Source organism: Herbidospora daliensis (genome assembly GCF_001570585.1).
Taxonomy (GTDB): domain Bacteria; phylum Actinomycetota; class Actinomycetes; order Streptosporangiales; family Streptosporangiaceae; genus Herbidospora; species Herbidospora daliensis.
On record NZ_BBXF01000002.1, the window covers coordinates 1,517,094 to 1,538,010 of the forward strand.

At 71.3% G+C, this 20,917-nt stretch carries 23 protein-coding genes; 12 read left to right on the forward strand and 11 right to left on the reverse strand.

Features of this window, described 5'->3' with window-relative positions; translation table 11 throughout:
- Positions 1 to 85: 85 nt before the first annotated feature.
- From AW274_RS13490 to AW274_RS13500, 3 genes are read left to right on the forward strand one after another with little or no spacing between them, the layout of a single operon-like run.
- Complete coding sequence (locus AW274_RS13490) at positions 86 to 3,109, forward strand: ATP-binding protein (protein ID WP_062431335.1); 3,024 nt, start codon at positions 86 to 88, stop codon at positions 3,107 to 3,109.
- 9 nt (positions 3,110 to 3,118) lie between these two features.
- Complete coding sequence (locus tag AW274_RS13495) at positions 3,119 to 4,360, forward strand: MurT ligase domain-containing protein (protein WP_062431336.1); 1,242 nt, start codon at positions 3,119 to 3,121, stop codon at positions 4,358 to 4,360.
- Entirely contained in the window at positions 4,350 to 5,057 is a 708-nt protein-coding gene (locus AW274_RS13500) for a type 1 glutamine amidotransferase (protein WP_062337965.1), read from the forward strand. Before AW274_RS13495 ends, AW274_RS13500 begins: the two co-directional genes overlap by 11 nt.
- Here the strand turns inward: AW274_RS13500 and AW274_RS41245 are convergent.
- Both AW274_RS41245 and AW274_RS13510 read right to left on the reverse strand, forming a co-directional pair.
- The gene (locus AW274_RS41245; protein WP_062431337.1) at positions 5,047 to 5,895 is read right to left on the reverse strand and encodes a WD40 repeat domain-containing protein; all 849 of its coding nucleotides are present in this window, start codon (positions 5,893 to 5,895) and stop codon (positions 5,047 to 5,049) included. The genes AW274_RS13500 and AW274_RS41245 overlap by 11 nt on opposite strands.
- Before the next feature lie 672 nt (positions 5,896 to 6,567).
- The gene (locus AW274_RS13510; RefSeq protein WP_062431338.1) at positions 6,568 to 6,930 is read right to left on the reverse strand and encodes a DsrE family protein; all 363 of its coding nucleotides are present in this window, start codon (positions 6,928 to 6,930) and stop codon (positions 6,568 to 6,570) included.
- A 34-nt stretch (positions 6,931 to 6,964) separates the two neighbouring features.
- Here AW274_RS13510 and AW274_RS13515 point away from each other — a divergent pair, with 34 nt between their 5' ends.
- From AW274_RS13515 to AW274_RS13535, 5 genes are all read left to right on the forward strand, one after another.
- Entirely contained in the window at positions 6,965 to 7,447 is a 483-nt protein-coding gene (locus AW274_RS13515) for a heme-binding beta-barrel domain-containing protein (protein ID WP_062431339.1), read from the forward strand.
- 11 nt (positions 7,448 to 7,458) lie between these two features.
- The gene (locus AW274_RS13520; protein WP_062431340.1) at positions 7,459 to 7,749 is read left to right on the forward strand and encodes a DUF2470 domain-containing protein; all 291 of its coding nucleotides are present in this window, start codon (positions 7,459 to 7,461) and stop codon (positions 7,747 to 7,749) included.
- 283 nt (positions 7,750 to 8,032) lie between these two features.
- Entirely contained in the window at positions 8,033 to 8,443 is a 411-nt protein-coding gene (locus tag AW274_RS13525; RefSeq protein WP_062431341.1) for a Fur family transcriptional regulator, read from the forward strand.
- A 20-nt stretch (positions 8,444 to 8,463) separates the two neighbouring features.
- Positions 8,464 to 9,492 carry a CAF17-like 4Fe-4S cluster assembly/insertion protein YgfZ gene (gene ygfZ / locus AW274_RS13530; protein WP_062431342.1) on the forward strand — a complete coding sequence of 343 codons (1,029 nt, stop codon included), beginning with the start codon at positions 8,464 to 8,466 and terminating at the stop codon, positions 9,490 to 9,492.
- A 16-nt stretch (positions 9,493 to 9,508) separates the two neighbouring features.
- Positions 9,509 to 10,966 carry a M48 family metallopeptidase gene (locus tag AW274_RS13535; protein WP_062431343.1) on the forward strand — a complete coding sequence of 486 codons (1,458 nt, stop codon included), beginning with the start codon at positions 9,509 to 9,511 and terminating at the stop codon, positions 10,964 to 10,966.
- A gap of 4 nt (positions 10,967 to 10,970) precedes the next feature.
- Here AW274_RS13535 and dtd read toward each other — a convergent pair whose 3' ends face one another.
- Positions 10,971 to 11,396 carry a D-aminoacyl-tRNA deacylase gene (dtd, locus tag AW274_RS13540; protein ID WP_062431344.1) on the reverse strand — a complete coding sequence of 142 codons (426 nt, stop codon included), beginning with the start codon at positions 11,394 to 11,396 and terminating at the stop codon, positions 10,971 to 10,973.
- A 33-nt stretch (positions 11,397 to 11,429) separates the two neighbouring features.
- On the opposite strand from dtd, the gene AW274_RS13545 reads away from it, so the two are divergent.
- A complete protein-coding gene (locus tag AW274_RS13545) occupies positions 11,430 to 12,338 on the forward strand; it encodes an asparaginase (RefSeq protein ID WP_062431345.1) in 909 nt (302 codons plus the stop codon).
- On the opposite strand, the gene AW274_RS13550 is transcribed toward AW274_RS13545, so the two are convergent.
- Positions 12,325 to 13,899, reverse strand: a complete 1,575-nt coding sequence (locus AW274_RS13550) for a DUF2207 domain-containing protein (protein WP_083974114.1) — start codon at positions 13,897 to 13,899, stop codon at positions 12,325 to 12,327. The two genes, AW274_RS13545 and AW274_RS13550, sit on opposite strands and share 14 nt — an antisense overlap.
- 38 nt (positions 13,900 to 13,937) lie before the next feature.
- Here AW274_RS13550 and AW274_RS13555 point away from each other — a divergent pair, with 38 nt between their 5' ends.
- Positions 13,938 to 14,909, forward strand: a complete 972-nt coding sequence (locus AW274_RS13555) for a magnesium transporter CorA family protein (protein WP_157520146.1) — start codon at positions 13,938 to 13,940, stop codon at positions 14,907 to 14,909.
- A 3-nt stretch (positions 14,910 to 14,912) separates the two neighbouring features.
- Here AW274_RS13555 and AW274_RS13560 read toward each other — a convergent pair whose 3' ends face one another.
- The 7 genes from AW274_RS13560 to AW274_RS13590 form a co-directional block, all read right to left on the reverse strand.
- Complete coding sequence (locus AW274_RS13560; protein WP_062345211.1) at positions 14,913 to 15,248, reverse strand: DUF2516 family protein; 336 nt, start codon at positions 15,246 to 15,248, stop codon at positions 14,913 to 14,915.
- Positions 15,249 to 15,377: 129 nt separating this feature from the next.
- On the reverse strand, positions 15,378 to 15,758 hold the full coding sequence (locus tag AW274_RS13565; RefSeq protein ID WP_062431346.1) for a hypothetical protein: 381 nt from the start codon (positions 15,756 to 15,758) through the stop codon (positions 15,378 to 15,380).
- Positions 15,755 to 16,195, reverse strand: a complete 441-nt coding sequence (locus AW274_RS13570; RefSeq protein WP_062337940.1) for a helix-turn-helix domain-containing protein — start codon at positions 16,193 to 16,195, stop codon at positions 15,755 to 15,757. The genes AW274_RS13565 and AW274_RS13570 overlap by 4 nt, the downstream gene beginning before the upstream one ends.
- Positions 16,196 to 16,255: 60 nt before the next feature.
- Positions 16,256 to 17,155 (reverse strand): M56 family metallopeptidase, encoded by a 900-nt coding sequence (locus tag AW274_RS13575; protein ID WP_062431347.1) that lies wholly within the window; start codon positions 17,153 to 17,155, stop codon positions 16,256 to 16,258.
- Complete coding sequence (locus AW274_RS13580) at positions 17,152 to 17,508, reverse strand: BlaI/MecI/CopY family transcriptional regulator (RefSeq protein ID WP_081898316.1); 357 nt, start codon at positions 17,506 to 17,508, stop codon at positions 17,152 to 17,154. The genes AW274_RS13575 and AW274_RS13580 overlap by 4 nt, the downstream gene beginning before the upstream one ends.
- 56 nt (positions 17,509 to 17,564) lie before the next feature.
- Positions 17,565 to 18,347, reverse strand: coding sequence for an O-methyltransferase (locus tag AW274_RS13585; protein ID WP_083974118.1), 783 nt, complete (start codon positions 18,345 to 18,347; stop codon positions 17,565 to 17,567).
- The gene (locus AW274_RS13590) at positions 18,344 to 19,081 is read right to left on the reverse strand and encodes an SDR family NAD(P)-dependent oxidoreductase (protein ID WP_062431348.1); all 738 of its coding nucleotides are present in this window, start codon (positions 19,079 to 19,081) and stop codon (positions 18,344 to 18,346) included. Before AW274_RS13590 ends, AW274_RS13585 begins: the two co-directional genes overlap by 4 nt.
- Before the next feature lie 106 nt (positions 19,082 to 19,187).
- Between AW274_RS13590 and mshA the strand changes: the two genes are divergently transcribed.
- Complete coding sequence (mshA, locus tag AW274_RS13595; RefSeq protein ID WP_062432001.1) at positions 19,188 to 20,420, forward strand: D-inositol-3-phosphate glycosyltransferase; 1,233 nt, start codon at positions 19,188 to 19,190, stop codon at positions 20,418 to 20,420.
- Positions 20,417 to 20,902: a YbjN domain-containing protein gene (locus tag AW274_RS13600; RefSeq protein WP_062431349.1), complete on the forward strand. Its 486-nt coding sequence runs from the start codon at positions 20,417 to 20,419 to the stop codon at positions 20,900 to 20,902. The genes mshA and AW274_RS13600 overlap by 4 nt, the downstream gene beginning before the upstream one ends.
- Positions 20,903 to 20,917: the final 15 nt, after the last annotated feature.

Consider the following 20,917-nt stretch of genomic DNA (forward strand, 5'->3'; position numbering starts at 1 on the left):
CGCTTCTTCCGGTAAGAGGTTCGTCAACGGGGATGTGTGAGCATGATCGGCAAAGGACCGTGAAAGCCTGGCAGAGAGGGGTCTCATGCAACCGTTCCCCCTGAGCGGGCCGTGGTATCGGATCCAGGCGATCACCGCTCCGTCCCGCACGTCGTCGGCCGAGTGGGACTTCGTGAACGTGCTGCCCGCCGTGTTGTCCGCCGCGCAGCGCGACCGGCCCTTCGTCATCGGCTGGTTGTCCCGGGGTTCCGGGGCGCCGCTCGAACTGATCACCAACGCGGGTCCGCTGACCCCGCCGCGCGCCCCGCGCCGGGCCGCCGTCGCGGCGATCGAGGTGGTGCCGACCGGGCCGCAGCCGCTGCTGTTCCCCGGCGGCGCGCGGGGGGTCGAGATCGGCGACGACTGGCTCGCCGATCTCGCCGATCTGGTCTGGACGCCCTGTCCGGGCCGCCAGGCCCCGCCGCTGAACGGGCGGCGTGAGCCGGAGCCCGACGAGCCGAAGCAGCCGACCCTGTTCGAGTCGACCCTGACGACGCTGATGTCGCGCCCGTTCGCCTGGGTCGTCGTCGCCGAGCCGACCGACCTGCTCGACCAGGAGGTCAGCCACCTCCGCACCCAGCTCAACGTGCTGCGCCAGTACGGCGACGCCTCCGAGCGCTCCCGCTACGACGCCGAACGCGCCGAGCGCCGCATGCAGGAGCTCGACGCCTTCCGCGAGGCGGGCCTGTGGAACGTCCGGGTCCTGGCGGGCGCGGCGGGCCCCGAGGAACTGCGCCAGATCGCGCCCGTCCTGGTCGGCTCGGTGGAGATGAGCCACCACCCCTACCGGCTGCGCAGCGCGATGGCGGGCCCGGCCCGGCCGAGCGCCCAGGAGCCCGTCTACAGCTTCACCGAGGCCCTGAACGTCAACTTCCAGGACCCGACCGACAGCGCCGCCGCCCCCTTCGCCGCCACCGCGGGCGCGCTCGCGGCCCTGGCCGGGCTGCCGAGGCGCGAGGTCCCTGGTGTACGCGTCCTCGACACCGGCTTCTTCGACGTCACCAGCGAGGCCGACTCGACCGGCGGCGACATGCTCGACCTGGGCGCCATCGTCGACGGCCAGGACCGGGCCGTCGGCACGTTCCGCGTCCCGCTGGCGACCCTCAACCGGCACGCCTTCGTCACCGGCGCGACCGGCTCGGGCAAGTCCCAGACCGTCCGCCACCTGCTCGAACAGCTCACCAAGGCGGGCATCCCGTGGCTGGCCATCGAACCGGCCAAGTCCGAGTACGCCGCCATGGCCGGCCGCCTCGAAGGCCAGGCCCCGCTGACCGTGATCAACCCGTCGGCGCCTGACGCGGTGCCGTTCAGCGTCAACCCGCTGGCCCCCGAGCCCGGCTATCCGGTGCAGGCCCACATCGACATGGTCCGGGCCCTGTTCATGGCCGCCTTCGACGCCGAGGAGCCGTTCCCGCAGATCATGTCGCTGGCGCTCCAGCGGGTCTACGAGGCCAACGGCTGGGACGTCGTCACCGGCGGCGGCATCCCCGGCGCGGCCGTCCAGCCGCAGGTGCCGACCCTCGAACAGCTCCAGCAGCACGCCCTGGAGGTCATCGAGGAGATCGGCTACGGCAACGAGGTGCAGGCCGACGTCGAGGGCTTCATCTCGTTGCGCCTGCGGTCGCTGCGGGTCGGCTCGGCCGGGCGGTTCTTCGAGGGCGGCCACCCCGCCGACATCGGCGGCCTGCTCCAGCGCAACGTGGTGCTCGCGATCGAGGACGTCGCCAACGACGAGGACAAGGCGTTCCTCATGGGCACCCTGATCATCCGCATCGTCGAGCACCTGCGGATGCGGGCCCGCCAGCAGAAGTCGACCGGGCTCCAGCACGTCATCGTGATCGAGGAGGCCCACCGGCTGCTGCGCGACCGGGGCGCCCAGCGGGCCTCCACCCACGCGGTCGAGCTCCTCGCCGGCATGCTGGCCGAGATCCGCGCCTACGGCGAGGGCATCGTGGTGGCCGAGCAGATCCCCACCAAGCTGGTCTCCGACGTGGTCAAGAACACCGCGCTCAAGGTGGTGCACCGGCTGCCGGCCGAAGACGACCGGTTCCTCGTCGGGGCGGCGATGAACCTGTCGGAGGAGCAGTCGCGTCAGGTGGTCTCGCTGCAGCCCGGGTTCGCGGCGGTCTTCGCCGACGGCATGGACCGGCCGCTGCGCATCCAGGTGCCGCTGGGGGAGGACCGCGAGCGGGTGCTCCAGTCACCGGCCCCGCCGATCAAGGGGCGCCGGTCGGCCGCCTGCGGGCGCGAGTGCCGTACCGGAAAAGCCTGCACGCTCTTCGAGGTCCGCGAAGCGGACCTGCTCGCCGTCGCGCCCGAGTGGGCGTGGCTGCGGATCTGGACCGACACGGTCATCCTGTCGTTCGTCGCCAACCGGTCGCTGCCGGGGGTGCCGCGCATCCTGGCCGACAACTGGGCCGACCTGCCGCCGCGCCGCCGCGAGTGCCTGCTGGCCACGCTGGTGGAGCGCAGCGTCGCCCGCCGCGCCTGGTCGTTGCGCACCTGGTTCGACCCGACCCTGCTGACCGAGAAGGCCGCGGAGATCGCGGCCGGGCTGCTGTCCGGCGCACCCGCCGGCGACAAGCCCGGCCCGGCGTGGGTGATCCCGCAGATCCGCTGGCTGCACGAGGTCGACCGGCTGTTCCCCTACGGCCACCCGGCGCCCAACCTGCGCAGCCCGGCCCCGGCGATGGAATACGCCCTCTTCGGTACCGATCCCTCCGGCCGCCCCTACCTGCACGCCGGGGTCAACGGCGGCGGGGTCGCCGTCGAGACCCGCACCGAACTGCTCGGCCACCGGGCCAAGGCGCTGCGGCACCACCCGCTGTCGATGGAGGTCGACCGCAACCGCCCGCTGGCCTGGCGGGTGATCCTGGGCGACGACGAGCACGAGGGCATCCAGCGCGACATCGCCACCGTCGCGGTCGGCGTCGAACCTCGTGAACGTATCCGGCATGTCGCCCACACGATGGGAGCGGCCTGGTTGGAGACGGTGCTCTCCTGGCCGCGCCGGTTCGTCCTCCCGTTCGACGGCGACGCCCCTGCCGAGCTGTCCTTCACCGACCCTTAGGATCACTGCATGAGTCAGTTGCCGTTGCGCGCCCAGCTCGCCAGCGCGCTCGGACGAACCGCCGCGACACTCTCCCGGGCGACCGGGCGCGGCGACGGGTCCGTGATCGGCGGGCGGGTGGGCCTGCTGCTGGAGCCCGACCTCCTGCGCAAACTCGCCCACGAGAAGAAGCTCGCACTGGTCAGCGCCACCAACGGCAAGACCACCACCACCCGCCTGATCGCCTCGGCGCTCCAGGAGCTCGGAGAGGTGGCCACCAACGCGTTCGGCGCCAACATGCCCGCCGGCCACGTCTCGGCCCTCTCGTCCAACAAGGCCGCCCCCTACGGCGTCCTGGAGGTCGACGAGAAGTACCTCCCCGAGGTGCTCAGCACCACCGAGGCCGGGGTCGTCACGCTGATGAACCTCAGCCGCGACCAGATGGACCGCGCGGCCGAGATCTGGCTGCTGGCCCAGAAGTGGCGCCGCGCCCTGGCCGGCCAGCCCGTCCACGTGATCGCCAACTGCGACGACCCGCTCGTCACCTGGGGCGCCTCCACGGCCGCCCGGGTGACCTGGGTCGCCGGCGGCCAGCGCTGGCACGAGGACTCGTGGTGCTGCCCCGAGTGCGGCGGCCCGCTCGACCGCGCCGAGGGCATCGTCAACGCCGACTGGGCCTGCCGCGAGTGCACCTTCAGCCGTCCCGAGCCCAACTGGATCCTCGACGGCGAAGACGCGGTCGACCCCCACGGCCGGCGCTGGCGGCTCGACCTCCAGCTCCCCGGCACCGCCAACCGCTCCAACGCCGTCATCGCCCTGGCCACCGCCGCCGCGTTCGGCCTCGACCCGCAGCGCGCGCTGCCGAGGCTGCGCGAGGTCAAGTCGGTCGCCGGCCGCTACACCACCGTCGAGCGGGACGGCCGCGTGATGAAGCTGCTGCTGGCCAAGAACCCGGCCGGCTGGCTCGAAGCCTTCGACGTCACCCGGCCCGACCGCCCGATCGTGTTGTCGGTCAACGCGCAGGGCCCCGACGGCCGCGACACCTCGTGGTTGTGGGACGTCGACTACCGCATCCTGACCGGCCGCCGCGTCTACGTGACCGGCGAACGCCGCCTCGACCTGGCCCTGCGGCTCGACGTCGCCGGCGTCGGCTTCACCCTGGTCGACGACTTCGGCCAGGCGGTGGCCGCGCTCCCGCCGGGCGACATCGACGTCATCGCCAACTACACCGCGTTCCAGTCGATCCGGACGGAGTTCGGCCGTGCAGTCTAGCCTCCGCATCGTCTGGATCTACCCCGACCTGCTGTCGACCTACGGCGACCAGGGCAACGTGCTCGTGCTCGAACAGCGCGCCCGCCGCCGGGGCATTCCCGTCGAGGTCGTCCATGTACGTTCCTCCGACCCGGTCCCCGAGCAGGGTGACATCTACCTGATCGGCGGCGGCGAAGACCGGCCCCAGATCCTCGGGGCCGAGCGCCTGCGGCGTGACGGCGGCCTCCACCGGGCCATCCAGCGGGGCGCCTCGCTGCTGGCGGTGTGCGCGGGCTACCAGATCATGGGCTCGGTCTTCGGCGGCGAGGAGGGCCAGCCGGTGCCCGGCATCGGCCTGCTCGACATCAGCTCGGGCCGCGGCGAACGCCGCTCGGTCGGCGAACTGGCCGCCGAGGTCGACCCGTCGCTGGGCCTGCCGACCCTGACCGGCTTCGAGAACCACATGGGCGTGACCCGCCTGGGCCCCGGGGTCACCCCGCTGTCACGCACCCTCGTCGGCACCGGCAACGGCGATGGCACCGAGGGCTGTTTCGCCGGCAAGATCATCGGTACGTACCTCCACGGCCCCGCCCTCGCCCGCAACCCGGCCCTGGCCGACCTCCTGCTCCGCTGGGCCGCCGGCCCGCTGCCCGCGATCGACGACAGCTGGTACGAACGCCTCCGCAACGAGCGCCTGGGCGCGGTGCTCAAGCCGTAGGACCGAGGTCGAACTTCCAGACGTAGCCGTCCCAGGTGCCGGCGAACAGGTAGGTCCGTCCCTGGTGGGTCACGACCTCGAAGGCCTCCGGGCCCGAGGTCGGCCCCTCGGCGGGCGGGCCGACCTGCTTCGAGGTGGTCAGGTCCCATTCGCGCAGGGTGCCGTCGTCGGCACCGGAGAACCCGATCGTGGTCCCCCCGACGACGGCCAGCGCCACGCACTTGACCGGGTTCGGCAGCCGCTCGCCGAGCAGGTGGCCGATGGGCTGCCGCTCCGAGAGGTCCCAGAGCCGCGAGGTGCCGTCTTCACTGGCCGACAGGGCGATCGCCCGGCCGTCGGCCTGGCCCATGGTGAGGTTCCAGATCGTGCCGTCGTGCCCCCCGATGGGCACACCCGTCGGCGTGGGCTCGGTCAGATCCCATCGGCGCACCAGCCGGTCGTCGCCCCCGGAGAGGGCGGTCAGTTTCCCCGCCACCTCACCCATGGCGATGGCCTTGGGCGACATGGCCAGCGGCTGCCCGACCACCTCACCGGCGGGGTCGGCGGCTTGCAGGTCCCACCGCCGGATCGCCAGATCGTCGCCCGCCGTGAACGCCCACGGCCTTCCTCCGACGGTCGCGACGGCCAGCGCGTTGATCCCGCCCGACTCCTTCCCGGCGTTCAGCACCCGCCCCTGCCCCGAAGCGAGATCCCACATCCGCACGGTCCCGTCGGCCGCTCCCGTGACCCCGGTAGCCCGCCCGCCCACGACGGCGACCTTCGCCGCGAACACGGCCCGGCTGTGCCCGGTCAGCACCGCGCCGACCCGCTCACCACTGGCGAAGTCCCGCAGATGCACCGTCCCGTTCTGACACCCGTAGAGAACGACCGCCCGCCCAGCGAGCACCCCGTGCGCCACCGACCAGACGGCCCCGTTCCCGCCAGAGAGCGGCCCCCCGAACATGACACCGGTCCGAGGCGCGACCCCACCACCCAGCAGCCGAGGCGCGACCACAGCGGCAGCGGCCACGACCGCGACCGAAGAAAGCGAGATGAGCACGGCCCGCCGAGACCGGAGGCCACCCCCGACCCGCTTCTGCACGAGCCCGGACCCCTCGTCCGCGACCATGTCCGTGTCGGTCGATCGCTCACCTGTGAGCGGCGCGGAAATGCCAATGCCGGAAATTTCGTCATCCGATGCGAGGGGCGAACTGCCCGGAACCGTGGCGGCGTCGGCGGTTAGCCAAAGGTGGTGGAATTCCGTTTTGTCGCTGTTCAGGGATTCCACGATCAGTTCCAGGGCGCCCCAGCGGGGGAGGCGTTCGCAGAGAATGACCGTGCGGGCCGACGTGTGGCTCATTCCGGTCTGTTTGGCGAGTTCGCGGTAGCTCGGTTTGCCCGCCACGCGATATCGCTCCTGGAGGCGTGACCGCAATTCGGCCAGGGGGTCGCCGGATGTCATTATTCGTCCCGTCCCAAAATAAGGGGACCTGTTGCAGTCAGGCCGAAGCCTAATGACACCCGTGCCGCGTTAGTAGACCAGCGCCTGAACGCCTTCCTGGGTGATCTCCTCGACGAAGGTCGGCGCCCCGGCGATGCGGATTCCGTCGATCACGTCGTCGGGGGTGATGCCCCGGCGGGCGGCGCACTGCGTACACAACGTCACCCGGCCGGCGGCCAGCACCGCCGCCAGCAGATCTTCGAGGGGGGCGGCCTCGGCGAGCTTGAACTCCTCGGCGCGGCCGGGCAGGGCGAACCACGACGACTCGCCGGTCAGCCACAGCGACACCCCGACCCCGCTGACGATCGCCGCCCCGGCGACGTTGAAGGCCTGGTTGCACCGCTCGGGGGCGTCGCTGCCCGCGGTCACTTTGATCACCAGTTGGCGTGCCATGCCCGCAGCCTAAACCCGCACTAGCCTTGTCGGCATGGACGTACATCCCGATCTTGAGCCGATCGCGTTCCTGCTGGGCCACTGGGAGGGCGCCGGGGTCATCGGCTATCCGACGATGGAGAGCGCCAACTTCGGCCAGGAGATCATCTTCGAGCACAACGGCAAGCCGTTCCTCAGCTACCGCAGCCGCACCTGGCTGCTCGACAAGCAGGGCGAGAAGGTGCGCCCCCTCGCCAGCGAGACCGGTTTCTGGCGCGTCCAGCCGGAACGCCAGATCGAGGTCATGCTGGCCCACCCGACCGGCATCATCGAGATCTACGTGGGCGAGGTCGTCTTCCACAAGATCGAGCTGATCACCGACGTCGTGGCGCGCACCGTCACCTCGAAGGACTACTCGGCCGGCAAGCGCCTCTACGGGCTGGTCAACGGCAATCTCATGTACGCCTACGAGATGGCCGCCGTCGGCCTCCCGCTGCAGGACCACGCCTCGGCCGAGCTCAAGAAGGTCGCCGACTAGGATCGGGCGCCATGAGCACCCCGCTGACCCCGGAAGCGGTCGAAGCGATCAAGAAGCACATGAACGACGACCACGCGGCCGACGCGCTGCTGATCGTGCGGGCCCTCGGCGGCAAGCCCGGCGCCACGTCGGCCCGCACGACCGGCGTCGACACCGAGGCGATCCATTTCGAGGCCGACGGCGAGCCGGTGACGGTCAAGTGGCCCGCGCCCATCGTGGAGCGCGCGCAGGTGCGCAAAGAGGTCGTCGTGCTCTACCGGCAGGCGTGCGAGATCCTGGGTGTGGAAGCACGCGGGCATTGAGAAACCCCGGGCGCGTTCCGCTCGGTTGAGCGGGTCGGCTGGACCAATGGGGAGGGCTCGCGCCCTGCACCCGCCGACTGCCCGGGGTTCCGGTGTCTGCCTGGATCTGCGCTCTGACGCGCCGACCCGGAGCCGGTCCGGATCGGGTTGTCCTAGCGGACAGCCACCTCGCTAGCCCAATCATGACTAATCATTATTCGGACCACCTCCTTTCTGCGTGCTTCGTACGCTAGGCGCTGTTCTCGGGGGTGAGCAAGTCAATATCGGGCCGTAGGATTTCCTCATGACCGACACCTGGCACGACGAGCTCCGGGCCCGCGGCTACCGGGTCACTCCGCAGCGCCAGCTCGTCCTCGAGGCGGTCAGCGAGCTCACCCACGCCACTCCCGAGGAGATCTGCGCCAAGGTCCAGCAGACCGCGCGCGGGGTGAACATCTCGACCGTCTACCGCACACTCGAACTGCTCGAAGAGCTCGGCCTGGTGACCCACACCCACCTCGGCCACGGCGCCCCGACCTACCATCTGGCCGCCGACGCCGACCACGTCCACCTGGTCTGCCGGGGGTGCGGGCAGATCATCGAGGCGCCTCCCGAGCTGGTCGGCGACATGGTGGCCCGGCTCGACCACGACCTCGGCTTCCAGACCGACGTCCACCATCTGACCATCTTCGGGCGGTGCCGCGACTGCCGCTGAGCGGGCATAGCCTGAGGGGTATGCGCAGCCCTTTGCTCGACGTGCCCGGAGCCGTTCCCGGCGCGTCGCCCGACGACACCGTCGCGGCCCACTACGGCGACCCCTACGCCGAACAGCGCGCCCTGGCGGCCGGCCGGGCCGTGGTCGACCGGAGCAACCGTCCCGTGATCACCGTCTCCGGGCCCGACCGGTTGAGCTGGCTCAACAGCCTGAGCTCCCAGAAACTCGACGACCTGGCCCCGGGGGTGTGGACGCAGACGCTGTTCCTCGACCCGCAGGGGCGGCTCGAACACCACCTCCACCTGCGCGACGACGGCGAGACCACCTGGATCCACGTCGAGCCGGGCACCTCCGAGGGGCTGGTGACCTGGCTCGAGAAGATGCGCTTCATGCTCCGCGTCGAGATCGCCGACGTGTCGGCCGACTGGGCGGTGGTCTCGGGCGTCCCCGGCGACGACCGGCTGATCCCCCGCTCCGAGCTGGCCCAGCAGGCCCCGCTGGCCGGGTTGTGGGCCTATGAGGCGCTGCGCATCGAGGCGCACATCCCGCGCTACGGCTTCGACACCGACCACAAGACGATCCCCCACGAGCTGGGGCTGATCGACACGGCCGTCCACATGAAGAAGGGCTGCTACCGGGGCCAGGAGACGGTCGCCCGCGTCCACAACCTGGGCCACCCGCCCCGGCGGCTGGTCTTCCTGCACCTCGACGGCAGCGTCGACGAGCTGCCGCCCCACGGCACCCCGGTGACGCTCGGCGTGAGCACGCCGGTGGAGGCCGACCCCGAGGCGGCCGTCGAGGGTTCGGCGACGCCGGGCCAGATCGGCTTCGTGGGCTCCTCGGCCCGCCACCACGAGCTCGGCCCGATCGCCCTCGCGGTGGTCAAGCGCACCGTCCCGGTCGACATCGACCTGGTGGCCGGCCACGTGGCGGCCACGCAGGAGGTGATCGTCCCGCAGGACGCCGGCCGCAACGTCCAGGTCGACCCCGAACTGCGCAAGCAGGCCGCGATGATGGCCCGTGACCGGAAACGCCCCAATCTGATGTAGGCACTAGCCTGCTCGCGTGGGACGCGCGCTGGTGTCGATGGTGATGTTGTGCGGCCTGGTGGGCGTGGCTGCCGCGCAGCTCACCGGGTTCGTGGTGCTGTTACGGGCGATACCTCCGGGGAGGGTCTCACCTGTCGGCTTCGTGATGCTCGTCCTGGTCATGTTCGGCTGGGCCGGCTGCCTGGTCTACGCGCTGGGGCGCGGGTCGTGGCGGGCGCTGCGGCAGCGCGACGAGCGGTCGACCGGCCCGGCCCTCGACGCCGATCAGGCTCCGGGGTTGTGGCAGCTGGTGCGGGAGGTGGCCGAGGAGGCCGGCACCCGTCCTCCCCACGAGGTCCGGCTCATGTCGGAGATCGATCTCCGGTACACCCATGCCTTCCTGCGGGGCCGCCGCGTCCTGTACGTCGGCCTGCCGCTGCTCCAGACGATGACGGTCGGCCAGGCCCGGTACGGGCTGGCTCATTACATGGCGCACTTCGCGGCCGGGCACACCCGGTGGGTCGGGTTCGCCATCCGGTCCAACACGGCCATCGTCACCACCGCAGAGGCCCTGCGCCCGACCAACCCGGCCGCGTGGGCGTTCCGCGCGTACAGATGGCTGTGTGTGCTGATCGATCGCGGGGTCTGCCGCCGTCAGGAGTTCCGCGCCGACGCGGTCGGCGTGCGGGTGGCCGGGCGGGCCGCTGCGGTCGGCGCGATGCACGAGATCTGGGCGGTCACCGCCGCATGGGACTTCTTCTGCGACTTCCACCTGCTGCCGGGCTCTGAGGCGGGGCACCTGCCCGATGACGTGTACGGCGGCTTCGCCGAATTCGTGGCCGCGCGCAAGGACGAGCTCGACGCCCTGCGGGCCAAGCCGCTCCCGGCCAACCCGTCACGGTGGGACCCGTTTCCGTCGTCGGCCACCCGCGCCGCGCGTTTCCCCGAGTCCCTCGCCGTGTCTGACGGACGGCCCGCCACGTCGCTGATCCACGACCTGGCCGCCGCCCAGGCGGCCTTGCGCGCCGCCGACCTGGAGGTCACCCGGGCGGCGTTGCACGCCCTCGGACGGGAGATGGAAGACGACACGGTGCTCGCCTGGCCCGAGTTCACCCACGCGGCCACCACCGCGCAGCTCCAGCGCGAGGCCGACGGCATTCTCCACACCATCGGGCTCACCGGGCCGGCGCTGCCCCAGGTGCTGCGGATGCTGGAGGACGGCGGCCTCGACGAGGTCGCCCGGCCGCTGTTCCCGGACGCCGCCCCCGAGGACCTGCCGGAGCTGTTCCTGACCCCGCTGGAGGTGCTGATGAACCTGGCCGCCGTGCGAGCGGGCCGGGCCACCTTCCGGCATTCGTGGAGCGAACCGGCCGAACTGGTCGCCTCCGACGGCAGCCCCCTCGACCTGACCAAGGCGGCCGAACGCGCGATCACCGACCCGCGTGGGGCCACCGCCGAACTGGCCGAGCTCGGCATCGGGATCTGGCGGGCCTGACGGGTCAGACGTCGATGACCAGGGTGATCGGGCCGTCGTTGATCAGGGCGACCTTCATGTCGGCGCCGAAGCGGCCGGTCTCCACCCGCGCGCCCAGCCTGCGCAGTTCCTCCTGCACCGCGATCACCAGCGGCTCGGCCACCGGGCCCGGGGCCGCGGCCTGCCACGTGGGGCGGCGGCCCTTCTTGGTGTCGGCGTAGAGGGTGAACTGGCTGATCACCAAGAGCGGCGCCCCGACGTCGGAGCACGACTTCTCGCCGTCGAGGATGCGCAGGCCCCACAGTTTCGCGGCCAGTTTCGCGGCCTCGGCCGGGCCGTCGGTGTGGGTCACCCCCACCAGGACCATCAGGCCGGGCTCGTCGATCGCCCCGACGACGGTCCCGTCGACCGTCACCGAGGCCTGGCTCACTCGTTGGACCACCGCGCGCATGGCGGGATTCTGCCATGCCCTACAGTCGACGGCATGTCCGAATTGCTGGTCGAGGTGGTTCGCTCCGGGTTCGTGGAGTCGGTCCACCGCGCCCGGGTCGTCGCCGTCGACGCCGAGGGTTCCCCCGTCCTGGTCCATGGCGACGTACAGGCTCCCGCCTCGCCCCGATCGTCGATGAAGCCGCTGCAAGCGGCCGGCATGCTGCACGCCGGGCTCGACCTCGACGGCGAGCTGCTGGCGCTGGCCTGCGGCAGCCACGCGGGGGAGCCGATCCACGTCGAGGGCGCGCGCCGCATCCTCCGGGAGGCGGGGGTCGACGAGAGCGCCCTGCGGTGCCCCGAGGACTACCCCGACGACCGGTCGTCCCTCGACTTCGGCCGCGTCTACATGAACTGCTCCGGCAAGCACTCGGCGATGCTGGCGACCTGCGCGGTCAACGACTGGCCGACCGACGGCTACCTCGACCCCACCCACCCGCTGCAGAAGTCGATCCGCACCACCGTCGAGGAGCTCACCTCCGAGCGCATCGCCGCCACGGGCGTCGACGGGTGCGGCGCGCCGCTGTTCTATGTCTCGATGGTCGGGGTCGTCCGCGCTTTTCGGCGGATCGTCACCGCCCCCGAGGGCTCCAAGGAGCGCCGGATCGCCGACGCCATGCGCGCCCACCCCGAACACACCAGCGGCACGACCCGGCCCGAGGCGCTGCTGATGCGGGCCGTGCCGGGGCTGATGCTGAAGGCGGGCGCCGAGGCGTTCGACGCGTTCGCGCTGGCCGACGGCCGGGCCGCCGCCGTCAAGATCGTCGACGGCGGCCAGCGGGCCCGGGTCGCGGTCACCGCCTACGCCCTCAAGGCCCTGGGCGAGGACGTGCCCGGCGACCTGGTGCCGCCGATCACGGGCGGCGGCCGGCCCGTGGGCGAGCTGCGGGTCAGAACGACCTGAACTGGCGGGCCGCCGAGATCGCGCCCGACGTGGTCATCACGAACGTGCGCATCGAGTCGGCGAACTTCGACAGGTCCCACTCGGCCGGCCCGTGGTACCAGTACAGGTTGTCGCCGTCGGTCGTGATCGTCGACACCGTCCGGGCCCACCGGTCGACACTGTCGAAGATCACGGCGTACGGCAGGTAGCGCGAGAACAGCTCGATGCGCTGCGACTCCGGCACGCCGTTGACGTCGCCCGAGATGAGGAACTGGCGGAAGCCCAGCGTGTGGGCGAGCGCCGCGGCGCCCTTGGCGGTCTTGGCCGGCATGTACTGCCCGCCGACCGTCAGGGCCGCCCCCGCGATGATCACCGCCAGGCCGACCAGGCCGAAGGTGGTCTGCCAGGCCAGCACGACCGTCCCGGCCAGGCCAAGCACGGTCAGCAGCACGCCCAGGACGGTCCACCGCGACCGCACCGAGTCGGGCCGCCGGGCGAACCAGCCCTGCTTGACGACGTCGCGGTAGAGCGCGTCGCGCACCCGAGCCAGGCCGGCCGAGAAGCCGCCGTGGAGCTGCGACAGCAGGATGTCGTCGCGAAGGTCGAACATGGCGTCGTACAGGGCGCGTTCGTAGGGGAGCAGGGCCTGCACGGGGGCCTTGGGCAGCTTCACCAGGAGCCAGTCGGGGGCGTCGTACGCGCCGCGCGGTTGCTCGTCGATGCGCAGGTAGCCGCGTACCGCCAGATCGACGATGGTCGCCGTCACGTCGATCACGTCGGCCTGTTCGTCGATCAGGGTGCCGATCTGGCCGGGCCGCACCCCGTCGGGCGGGGCGAAGCGGCCGTCTTCGAGGGGGGCGTACAGATCCGCCTCCGACGCGACCACCCGGGCGTCGCGGCCGCGCGAGCGGTAGAGGCCGTAGAGGCCGCCGAGCAGCAGCACCAGCAGGACGGCCAGCGAACCGCCGGTCCACACGTCGACGGTGAAGGCGGCGGCCAGGTCGAAGCGGCGCTCCAGGATCGGCTGGGCGCCGGTCGACCCGGCGGGGTAGGCGACCACGACCGTGAGCTGCTCGCCCTCGGCCAGGCCGGTCTGCTCGAAGGCGGCGTTCTCGGCCGACTCGTCCATGCTCGCGGCGGTGCAGCCGAGCGCCGAGACGGCCGGTCCGGCGAAGCAGGCGAGGCTCTGGATCTGCCCGGGGCCGCGCACCGACACCGTCACGGCGTCGAGCGGCCCGCCGGCCGGGAACCAGCGCAGCTCCTCGGTGCCGTCGGGCATCGGGGTGACCGCGCCGGTGACGTCGTACTCGACGGTGCCGGCGGCCGGGACGGTCAGCGTGTCGCCGTCGAGGGTCGCGCCCTTGACGTTGGTGATGCGGTAGATCCGGTCGGAGCCGTCGTCGTGACGGGTCCGGGTGGTCACGGTACGGCTCAGCGGCCCGTCGGCCCTCTCGACCACGTGCAGCACCCCGTCGGGACGCAGCTGCATGGTCACCTCGCTCGTCCCGGCGGCGTGGGCCGGCGCGGCGAACAGGACGAGCAACACGAGGGCCAGCCCTAACGGGCGTGCCAGAGATGTCATGACCCGTCACGATAGTGCCATCGGAGTACGCTGAGCCGGTGGCACGCACCAGGCTCTACCGCAAGGGGAAGCTCGAAATGGAGGGCTTCCCCATCGCCGACGTCTCCGACCACCTGGGGGAGCCCGACGCGGTGGTCTGGTTCGACCTGTGCACCCCGACCCGCGCCGACCTCGACGCGATCAGCGAGGAGCTGGGCCTCCACCCGCTGGCCATCGAAGACGCCCTGAACGCCAGCCAGCGCCCCAAGCTCGACGTCTACGACACCCACATGTTCCTGAACGTCTACGCCACCCGTTTCGACGGCGACACCGGCCGCCTGGAGTCGTTCGAGGCGTCGGCGTTCGTCACCGAGCGGGCCCTGGTCACCGTGCGCACCAGCGAGTCGTTCTCGATCGACCAGGTGCAGCGCAGATGGGACTCGGGCGGCGTGCTCGCCGAGCACGGGGTGGCGTTCCTGCTCCACGGCCTGCTCGACTACGTCGTCGACACCCACTTCGAGGTCGTCGAGGCCATGGACGACCAGATCGAGCAGCTGGAGGAGGGTCTCTTCAACGAGACCCTGCCGGGCCCCGACGAGCAGCGCCGGACCTTCGAGCTGCGCAAGAGCCTGGTCAACCTGCGGCGGGTGGTCGCCCCGATGCGCGAGGTGGTCAACACGCTGTTCCGCCGCCACGACGTCATCCGCGACAGCTCCCTGGCGCCCTACTTCCAGGACGTCTACGACCACGCCGTACGCGCCGCCGAATGGACCGACTCCCTGCGCGACCTGGTGGGCAACATCCGCGAGGCCCACATGACGATGGCCAACAACAAGATGAACCTGATCATGAAGCGGGTGACCAGCTGGGCCGCGATCATCGCCGTGCCCACCATGATCACCGGCTTCTACGGCCAGAACGTGCCCTATCCGGGCTCCGGCCAGCCGTGGGGGTTCTGGACGTCGACGGGGTTGTGGGCGGTCGCCGCCGTCATCCTCTACACGCAGTTCAAGAAGCGCGACTGGCTATAGCGCTTACCAGGGGCCGTAGGGGCCCTGGTTGCCGCCGCCGCCCTTGTACTCGCTGACGGCCGGCTTCACGTCGGCCAGGTAGATGCCCGACGCGATCACCGAGGCGATGGTGAAGATGTTCAGCATGTTCAGCCCGCCGCCCATGTAACCGGCGGCCGAGGCGAGCGTGAAGACCGTGGCCAGGCCGGTGAAGAGCATCCAGAGGTTCTTGTTGAGCTTGCCGGCGGCCTGGAAGGCGCGGGCGGGGGTGCGGATCGCGTGGATCAGGGCCCACACCGACATCCCGAACGCCGCGATGGCGAGGCCCAGGAAGATGAGGTCCAGTACGCCGTAGAGCATCGCTTCACTCCCGCGGGGTCAAGGTCGGAATGTCCACCAGCCTAGTGTCTGGTTTCGATGGTGTGCAGGGCGAGAACGGCGCGGCCCCGGTGGGTGACGTCCCACCGGGGCCGCGGACCGGCTCGATCGTTACGCCTTGGAGGCGGTGGTCCGGCGGGCGGCCGGGCGCTTCGGGGTGGTCGCCTTGACCGCGACGGCGGGCTCGGCGGCCTCGGAGACCTCGGTCAGCTCAAGGGCGGCCTCGCCGCTGGCCTGGCTGACGACCTTGCGGCCACGGGTGGCCATCTCCTCGTAGAGGGCGTTCAGGCGGTCGGCGACGGTGCTGGCGTAGTCTTCGGCCTTGCCCTGCACGCGGCCGGCGTAGGCGAACGCCTCTTCGCGGCGGGCCTGCAGCTGGACGAACCGGTCGGGGAGCTCGCGCAGCTTCTCCACCGCGTAGTCGCCGGCGCCGGTCAGCGCGTAGAACGGCTTGGACTCAGTGATCTTCTTGACCTCGGTGGCGAGGGTCATGGCAGGTTGTACCCTTCTGACGTGGCGTGACCGTTAAGTGAAGCCGCATCCAGGGGCTCGGCCGGTTGCGTCGGCTGGGCCCCTTCGTTCTCCGCGGCCTTGTTCTCCTTGCGGAACGACTCGTATATGTCGACCAGAACCTGGCGCTGCCGTCCGGTGATCGTGACGTCGGCCCTGATGGCGGCCAGAACGTCGCTGTCGGGCTCGCGCTCGTCGATCAGACCGGCCTGCACATAGAGCGCCTGGGACGAGATCCGCAGCCCTTTGGCGATCTGGTTGAGGATCTCGGCACTCGGCTTGCGCACTCCCCGCTCGACCTGGCTGAGGTAAGGAAAGGACACCCCGGCCTGGGCCGCGAGCTGACGCAGCGAGATCTTCGCCTGCGTGCGCTGCTCGCGGATGTATTCACCGATCGAGCCGACCTTCGGGAGTTCCATGGCTCCCAGCTAACCAGAGCGTGTATGCATTTGCAAACGCACTGGTTAACGATAGCTAACTCACTGGGGCAAGAACCACAAAAGGGGCGCAGAGGTCGTTAGCAGGGCAGCCCCGGCGACGATGCCGTAGCGGTACCGCCGCCGCATGGCCGGACCGGGCTTGACCAGCCGGTTCACCCGCGCCATCACGTTCTCGGCGCCCATGCCGAGCGCGCCGTGGGGCGTGGCGAACGCGCCGGCGGTGCCGAACCGCAGCAGCGCCGTGGCCAGCCGCTTCGGCGGCACCCGCAGCCGGGCGTGGTCGTCGGCGGCCATCTCGACCAGCAGCGCGACCGACGCGTGCGCGTCGCGCACCACCTTCGACCACGGCAGCACCCAGCGCAGCGCCGCGAACGGCAGCAGCACCAGGTCGTGGCGCTCGCGCGCGTGGGCGTCTTCGTGGGCGAGCACGGCGGCCAGTTCGTCGCGCGACAGCAGGCTGAGAGTGCCCTCGCTGATCACGACCTGCGATTTCAGCCCCGGCACGCAGTAGGCCGCGGCCCCGGGGTGGTCGACCACGCGTACACCCGGAACGGCGGGCTCGTCGCGGGCCACCAGCGACAGCAGCAGGCGGTGGCGGCGGCGGGCCTGGAGGGTCTGCGCCATGGCCACCACGACCACGGCCATCAGCACGGTCAGCAGCGCCAGCCCGGCGGCCAGCGCGCCCACCCGCTGGAGCCCCGAAGGCTCACGCCAGTGGGTGACCAGGTAGACCAGCCCGTGGATCACCCCGCGCCCCCACGGTTCGAGGGCGTACGCCAGCAGCGCGCCGACGGAGGCCAGCCCCCACGTGAGGCCGAGGGCCTGCCACAGGGCGATCGCGGCGCGGGGAGCACGCCAGGTCCAGCGGACGGACGTCATCCGCCACGCGGACACCGCGCAGACGGCGGCGAGCGCGGCGAGCGCGACGGCCGCGATCACTCCTCCTCCAGCTCCGTGAGAGCTTTTCGGAGCACGTCGGCCTCGGTGCCGGACACGGCCTGCGCGAACCTCGTCAGCGCGGCGGACCGGTCTCCCGTCATGTCGAGGGCCTCCAGCATCAGCTCGGCGATGTAGGCGTCACGGCTCGCGGCCGGTTCGTAGCGCCACGCACGGCCGTCGCGGACCCGCGTCAGGAAGCCCTTCCGGGTGAGCCGGTCGAGCACGGTCATGACGGTCGTCGGCGCCAGATCGCGATCGGCGATCAGCCGCCCCACCTCGCGGGCGGTCAACGGACCGCCCTCCGCCCACAGAACGTCCATGATGCTGCGCTCAAGCTCGCCAAGACCCTTCACGACATTCAGCCTACCCGGCGTAGTACTACGTCTCGTAGAGGAGGGTGGGGTACACCTCAGCTTACAAGCGCCGACCAGGGCAGGGACAGCTCGCCGAGCCTCCATCGGGCCGTCCCTCCGTAGGGGGCGGAGGTGTAGAGGGGCCAGGTGTCCGCCAGGAGAAGCGCCGACCTGATCCAGCGCTGCCGCGTCCCGTACGCCCCGAAAGGGGCGGACATCGCCCAGGCGCGGTCCCAATCGGTCAGGAACGTGTGCACCCGCTCGCCGGGCACGTTCCGGTGGATCAGCGTTTTCGGCAGCCGTTCGGCCAGGTCGGAGGGGCGCTCGACGCCGCCGAACCGGGCCGCGAAGGTCAGCGTGCGGGGGCCGCTGCGGTCGAGGCCCGCCCAGACGGCCCGGTGGCCGATCTCCGAGCAGGTGCCCTCGACGATCACCCCGCCTGGTTGCAGCCGGGAGGCCATCAGCTCCCAGTGCCGCCAGGCGTCGGCCTCGGGATACTGCCGCAGCACGTTGAAGGCCCGGATCACCAGCGGCGGCCGCCCGGGGATCTCGAAGCCGCCCCGCCGGAACTCCAGCCCCGGTCTCGTGTACGCCGACGCCGCCGCGACCCGCTCGGGGTCGATCTCGATCCCGACCACCTCCAGGTCGCGCCGGACCACCCGGAGCCGGGCGAACAACTCCAGCGTGGTGACGGGGGAGGCGCCGTACCCGAGGTCGACGACCAGCGGGTCGGCGGCCGACCGCAGCAGCCCTTCGTGGACGGCGGCCAGCCACCGGTCGGCCCGCCGGAGCCGGTTGTGGCCGGTGGTGCCCCGGGTGATCGCCCCGACGGGTCTCACACGCGGTGCACCTTGTGCTGGGCGGCCTGGGCGCGGGGCCGGATCACGAGGCGGTCGATGTTGACGTGGGCCGGACGGGTCACCGCGAACGCGATCACGTCGGCCACGTCGTCGGCGGTCAGCGGGTCGGGCACGCCTTCGTACACCTTCCTGGCCCGGTCGGCGTCGCCGCGGAAACGGTTGAGCGAGAACTCCTCGGTCTCCACCATGCCGGGCGCGACCTCGACGATCCTGACCGGCTCGCCCACGAGTTCGAGGCGCAGCGTCTCGGTCATGGAGGTCTGGCCGTGCTTGGCCGCGCAGTAGCCGCCGCCGCCCTCGTAGGAGACCAGGCCGGCCACCGAGGTCAGCATGACCAGCACGCCGTCGCCGCTGGAGACCAGTTTCGGCAGCAGCGCCTGGGTCATCCGGAGGGTGCCCAGGACGTTGACCTCGTACATCTCGCGCCAGTCGTCGAGCAGGCCGTAGGCGACCGGTTCGAGGCCGACCGCGCCGCCCGCGTTGTTGACCAGCACGTCGACCGTCGGCACGGCCGCGTTGAAGGCGTCGACCGACTCCTGGGAGGTGACGTCGAGGGTCATCGGGACGATTCCCGGGTGCTCGGCGGCCAGTTCGTCGAGCCGGTCGCGGCGGCGGGCGGCCGCCACAACCTGGAACCCCTCTTTCGCCAGCCTGCGGGCCGTCGCGGCACCGATTCCGCTGCTGGCCCCCGTGACCACGGCTGTTTTCGTCATGGTCGCAATCCTAGTGAGACCGGGAATCTTGGGCTGAGTGTCATGGTTAGTCGTTGTTTGGAGGTGGTTGCGGGTGCGACGGGTGAACCGGGTCGCGACGATCAGCATGCACACGTCACCGCTCGACCAGCCGGGAACCGGCGACGCGGGCGGGATGAACGTCTACATCGTGGAGACGGCCAAGCGGCTGGCCGACCTCGGGGTCGAGGTCGAGATCTTCACCAGGCAGACGTCGCGCGACCTGCCCCCGATCGTGCAACTCGCGCCGGGTGTCTCGGTACGCCACGTCACCGCCGGCCCCTACGAGGAGCTCTACCGCTCCGACCTGCCCGGCCAGATGTGCTCGTTCCTGTCGGGCGTGCTGCGCACCGAGGCGGTCTACGAACCCGGGCGCTACGACGTCATCCACTCCCACTACTGGTTGTCGGGCCAGGTCGGCCGGCTGGCCAAGGAGCGCTGGGGCGTGCCGCTGGTGCACACCATGCACACCATGGCCAAGGTCAAGAACCTGCTGCTGGCCGAGGGCGACTGCCCCGAACCCCCCGACCGCGTCTTCGGCGAGGAACAGGTCGTCGACACGGCCGACCGCCTGGTCGCCAACACCGCCGCCGAGGCCGAAGAGCTCATCTCCCTGTACGCCGCCCCGCCCGCCCGCGTGAGCGTGGTGAACCCGGGGGTCAACCTCCAGGTGTTCCAGCCCGCCTCCAAGGGCGCCGCCCGCCACCGGCTGGGCCTGCCGCAGGACGCCCACGTGCTGCTGTTCGTCGGCCGCATCCAGCCGCTGAAGGCCCCCGACGTGCTGCTCCGGGCGGCCGCGAAGATGGTCGCCGACGACCCGGCGTTAAGGGAGCGCCTGGTGGTGGCCTGCGTGGGCGGGCCGAGCGGCAACGGGCTGGCCCGGCCGTCCCTCCTCACTGACCTCGCGGGCGAGCTCGGCATCGCCGACCTGGTCCACATCGCGCCGCCGAGCCCCCAGCACGAGCTGGCCGACTGGTACCGGGCCGCCGACGTCACGGTCGTGCCCTCGCACAACGAGTCGTTCGGCCTGGTCGCCCTGGAGTCGCAGGCGTGCGGCACCCCGGTCGTCGCCGCGTCGGTGGGCGGGCTGCGCACCGCCGTCAAGGACGGCGTCTCCGGCCTGCTGATCGACGGTCACGACCCCGCCGCGTGGGCGAGCGCCCTGGCCGGGCTGCTCGACCGGCCCGCCTGGCGCGACTTCCTCGCCGAGGGCGCGATCCGCCACGCCGCCGCCTTCGGCTGGCAGGCCACGGCCGGGCGGCTGGTGGAGGTGTATACCGGAGCCATGAGCCAGCTCCAGCCCGTAGCGGCCGCCCGATGAGCGTCGCCGCCGTCATCGAATCGGCCCTCAAGTCGATGGAACTGACCTACGAGAGCCCGCGCACGGGCTCCTACCTGGTCAAACTCCCCGGCACCCACAAACTCCAGACGATGACCTGGCTGGTCGTCGACGAGCAGGCCCTCAACATCGAGGCGTTCTTCTGCCGCGGCCCCGACGAGAACCACCAGGAGTTCTACCGCTGGTTGTTGTCCAAGAACGGGTCGATGTACGGCGTGCACTTCGCCCTCGACCACCGGGGCGACGTCCACCTCGTCGGCCGCATCCCCCACGAGGGCGTCACCGAGGCCGAGGTCGACCGGCTGCTCGGCTGCGTGCTCACCTACGCCGACGAGCTGTTCGACCCGGCCCTGGAGATCGGCTTCGCGACCTCGATACGGCGCGAGTGGGAGTGGCGGCTCGAACGCGGGGAGTCGACTGCCAATTTGCAGGCTTTCGCCCGTTTCGCCGACCCGGAGCGTTAACCGTCCACCACTAAG

Coding starts and splice junctions, on each gene's coding strand:
- AW274_RS13510 (WP_062431338.1), bottom strand. CDS start 6,930: ATGGCACGCCAACTGGTGATCAAAGTGACCGCGGGCAGCGACGCCCCC.
- AW274_RS13545 (WP_062431345.1), top strand. CDS start 11,430: ATGTCCGAATTGCTGGTCGAGGTGGTTCGCTCCGGGTTCGTGGAGTCG.
- AW274_RS13590 (WP_062431348.1), bottom strand. CDS start 19,081: ATGACGAAAACAGCCGTGGTCACGGGGGCCAGCAGCGGAATCGGTGCC.
- AW274_RS13550 (WP_083974114.1), bottom strand. CDS start 13,899: ATGACATCTCTGGCACGCCCGTTAGGGCTGGCCCTCGTGTTGCTCGTC.
- ygfZ (WP_062431342.1), top strand. CDS start 8,464: ATGCGCAGCCCTTTGCTCGACGTGCCCGGAGCCGTTCCCGGCGCGTCG.
- AW274_RS13560 (WP_062345211.1), bottom strand. CDS start 15,248: ATGCTCTACGGCGTACTGGACCTCATCTTCCTGGGCCTCGCCATCGCG.
- AW274_RS13570 (WP_062337940.1), bottom strand. CDS start 16,195: ATGGAACTCCCGAAGGTCGGCTCGATCGGTGAATACATCCGCGAGCAG.
- AW274_RS13495 (WP_062431336.1), top strand. CDS start 3,119: ATGAGTCAGTTGCCGTTGCGCGCCCAGCTCGCCAGCGCGCTCGGACGA.
- AW274_RS13600 (WP_062431349.1), top strand. CDS start 20,417: ATGAGCGTCGCCGCCGTCATCGAATCGGCCCTCAAGTCGATGGAACTG.
- AW274_RS13520 (WP_062431340.1), top strand. CDS start 7,459: ATGAGCACCCCGCTGACCCCGGAAGCGGTCGAAGCGATCAAGAAGCAC.
- AW274_RS13525 (WP_062431341.1), top strand. CDS start 8,033: ATGACCGACACCTGGCACGACGAGCTCCGGGCCCGCGGCTACCGGGTC.
- AW274_RS13515 (WP_062431339.1), top strand. CDS start 6,965: ATGGACGTACATCCCGATCTTGAGCCGATCGCGTTCCTGCTGGGCCAC.
- AW274_RS13565 (WP_062431346.1), bottom strand. CDS start 15,758: ATGACCCTCGCCACCGAGGTCAAGAAGATCACTGAGTCCAAGCCGTTC.
- mshA (WP_062432001.1), top strand. CDS start 19,188: ATGCACACGTCACCGCTCGACCAGCCGGGAACCGGCGACGCGGGCGGG.
- dtd (WP_062431344.1), bottom strand. CDS start 11,396: ATGCGCGCGGTGGTCCAACGAGTGAGCCAGGCCTCGGTGACGGTCGAC.
- AW274_RS13490 (WP_062431335.1), top strand. CDS start 86: ATGCAACCGTTCCCCCTGAGCGGGCCGTGGTATCGGATCCAGGCGATC.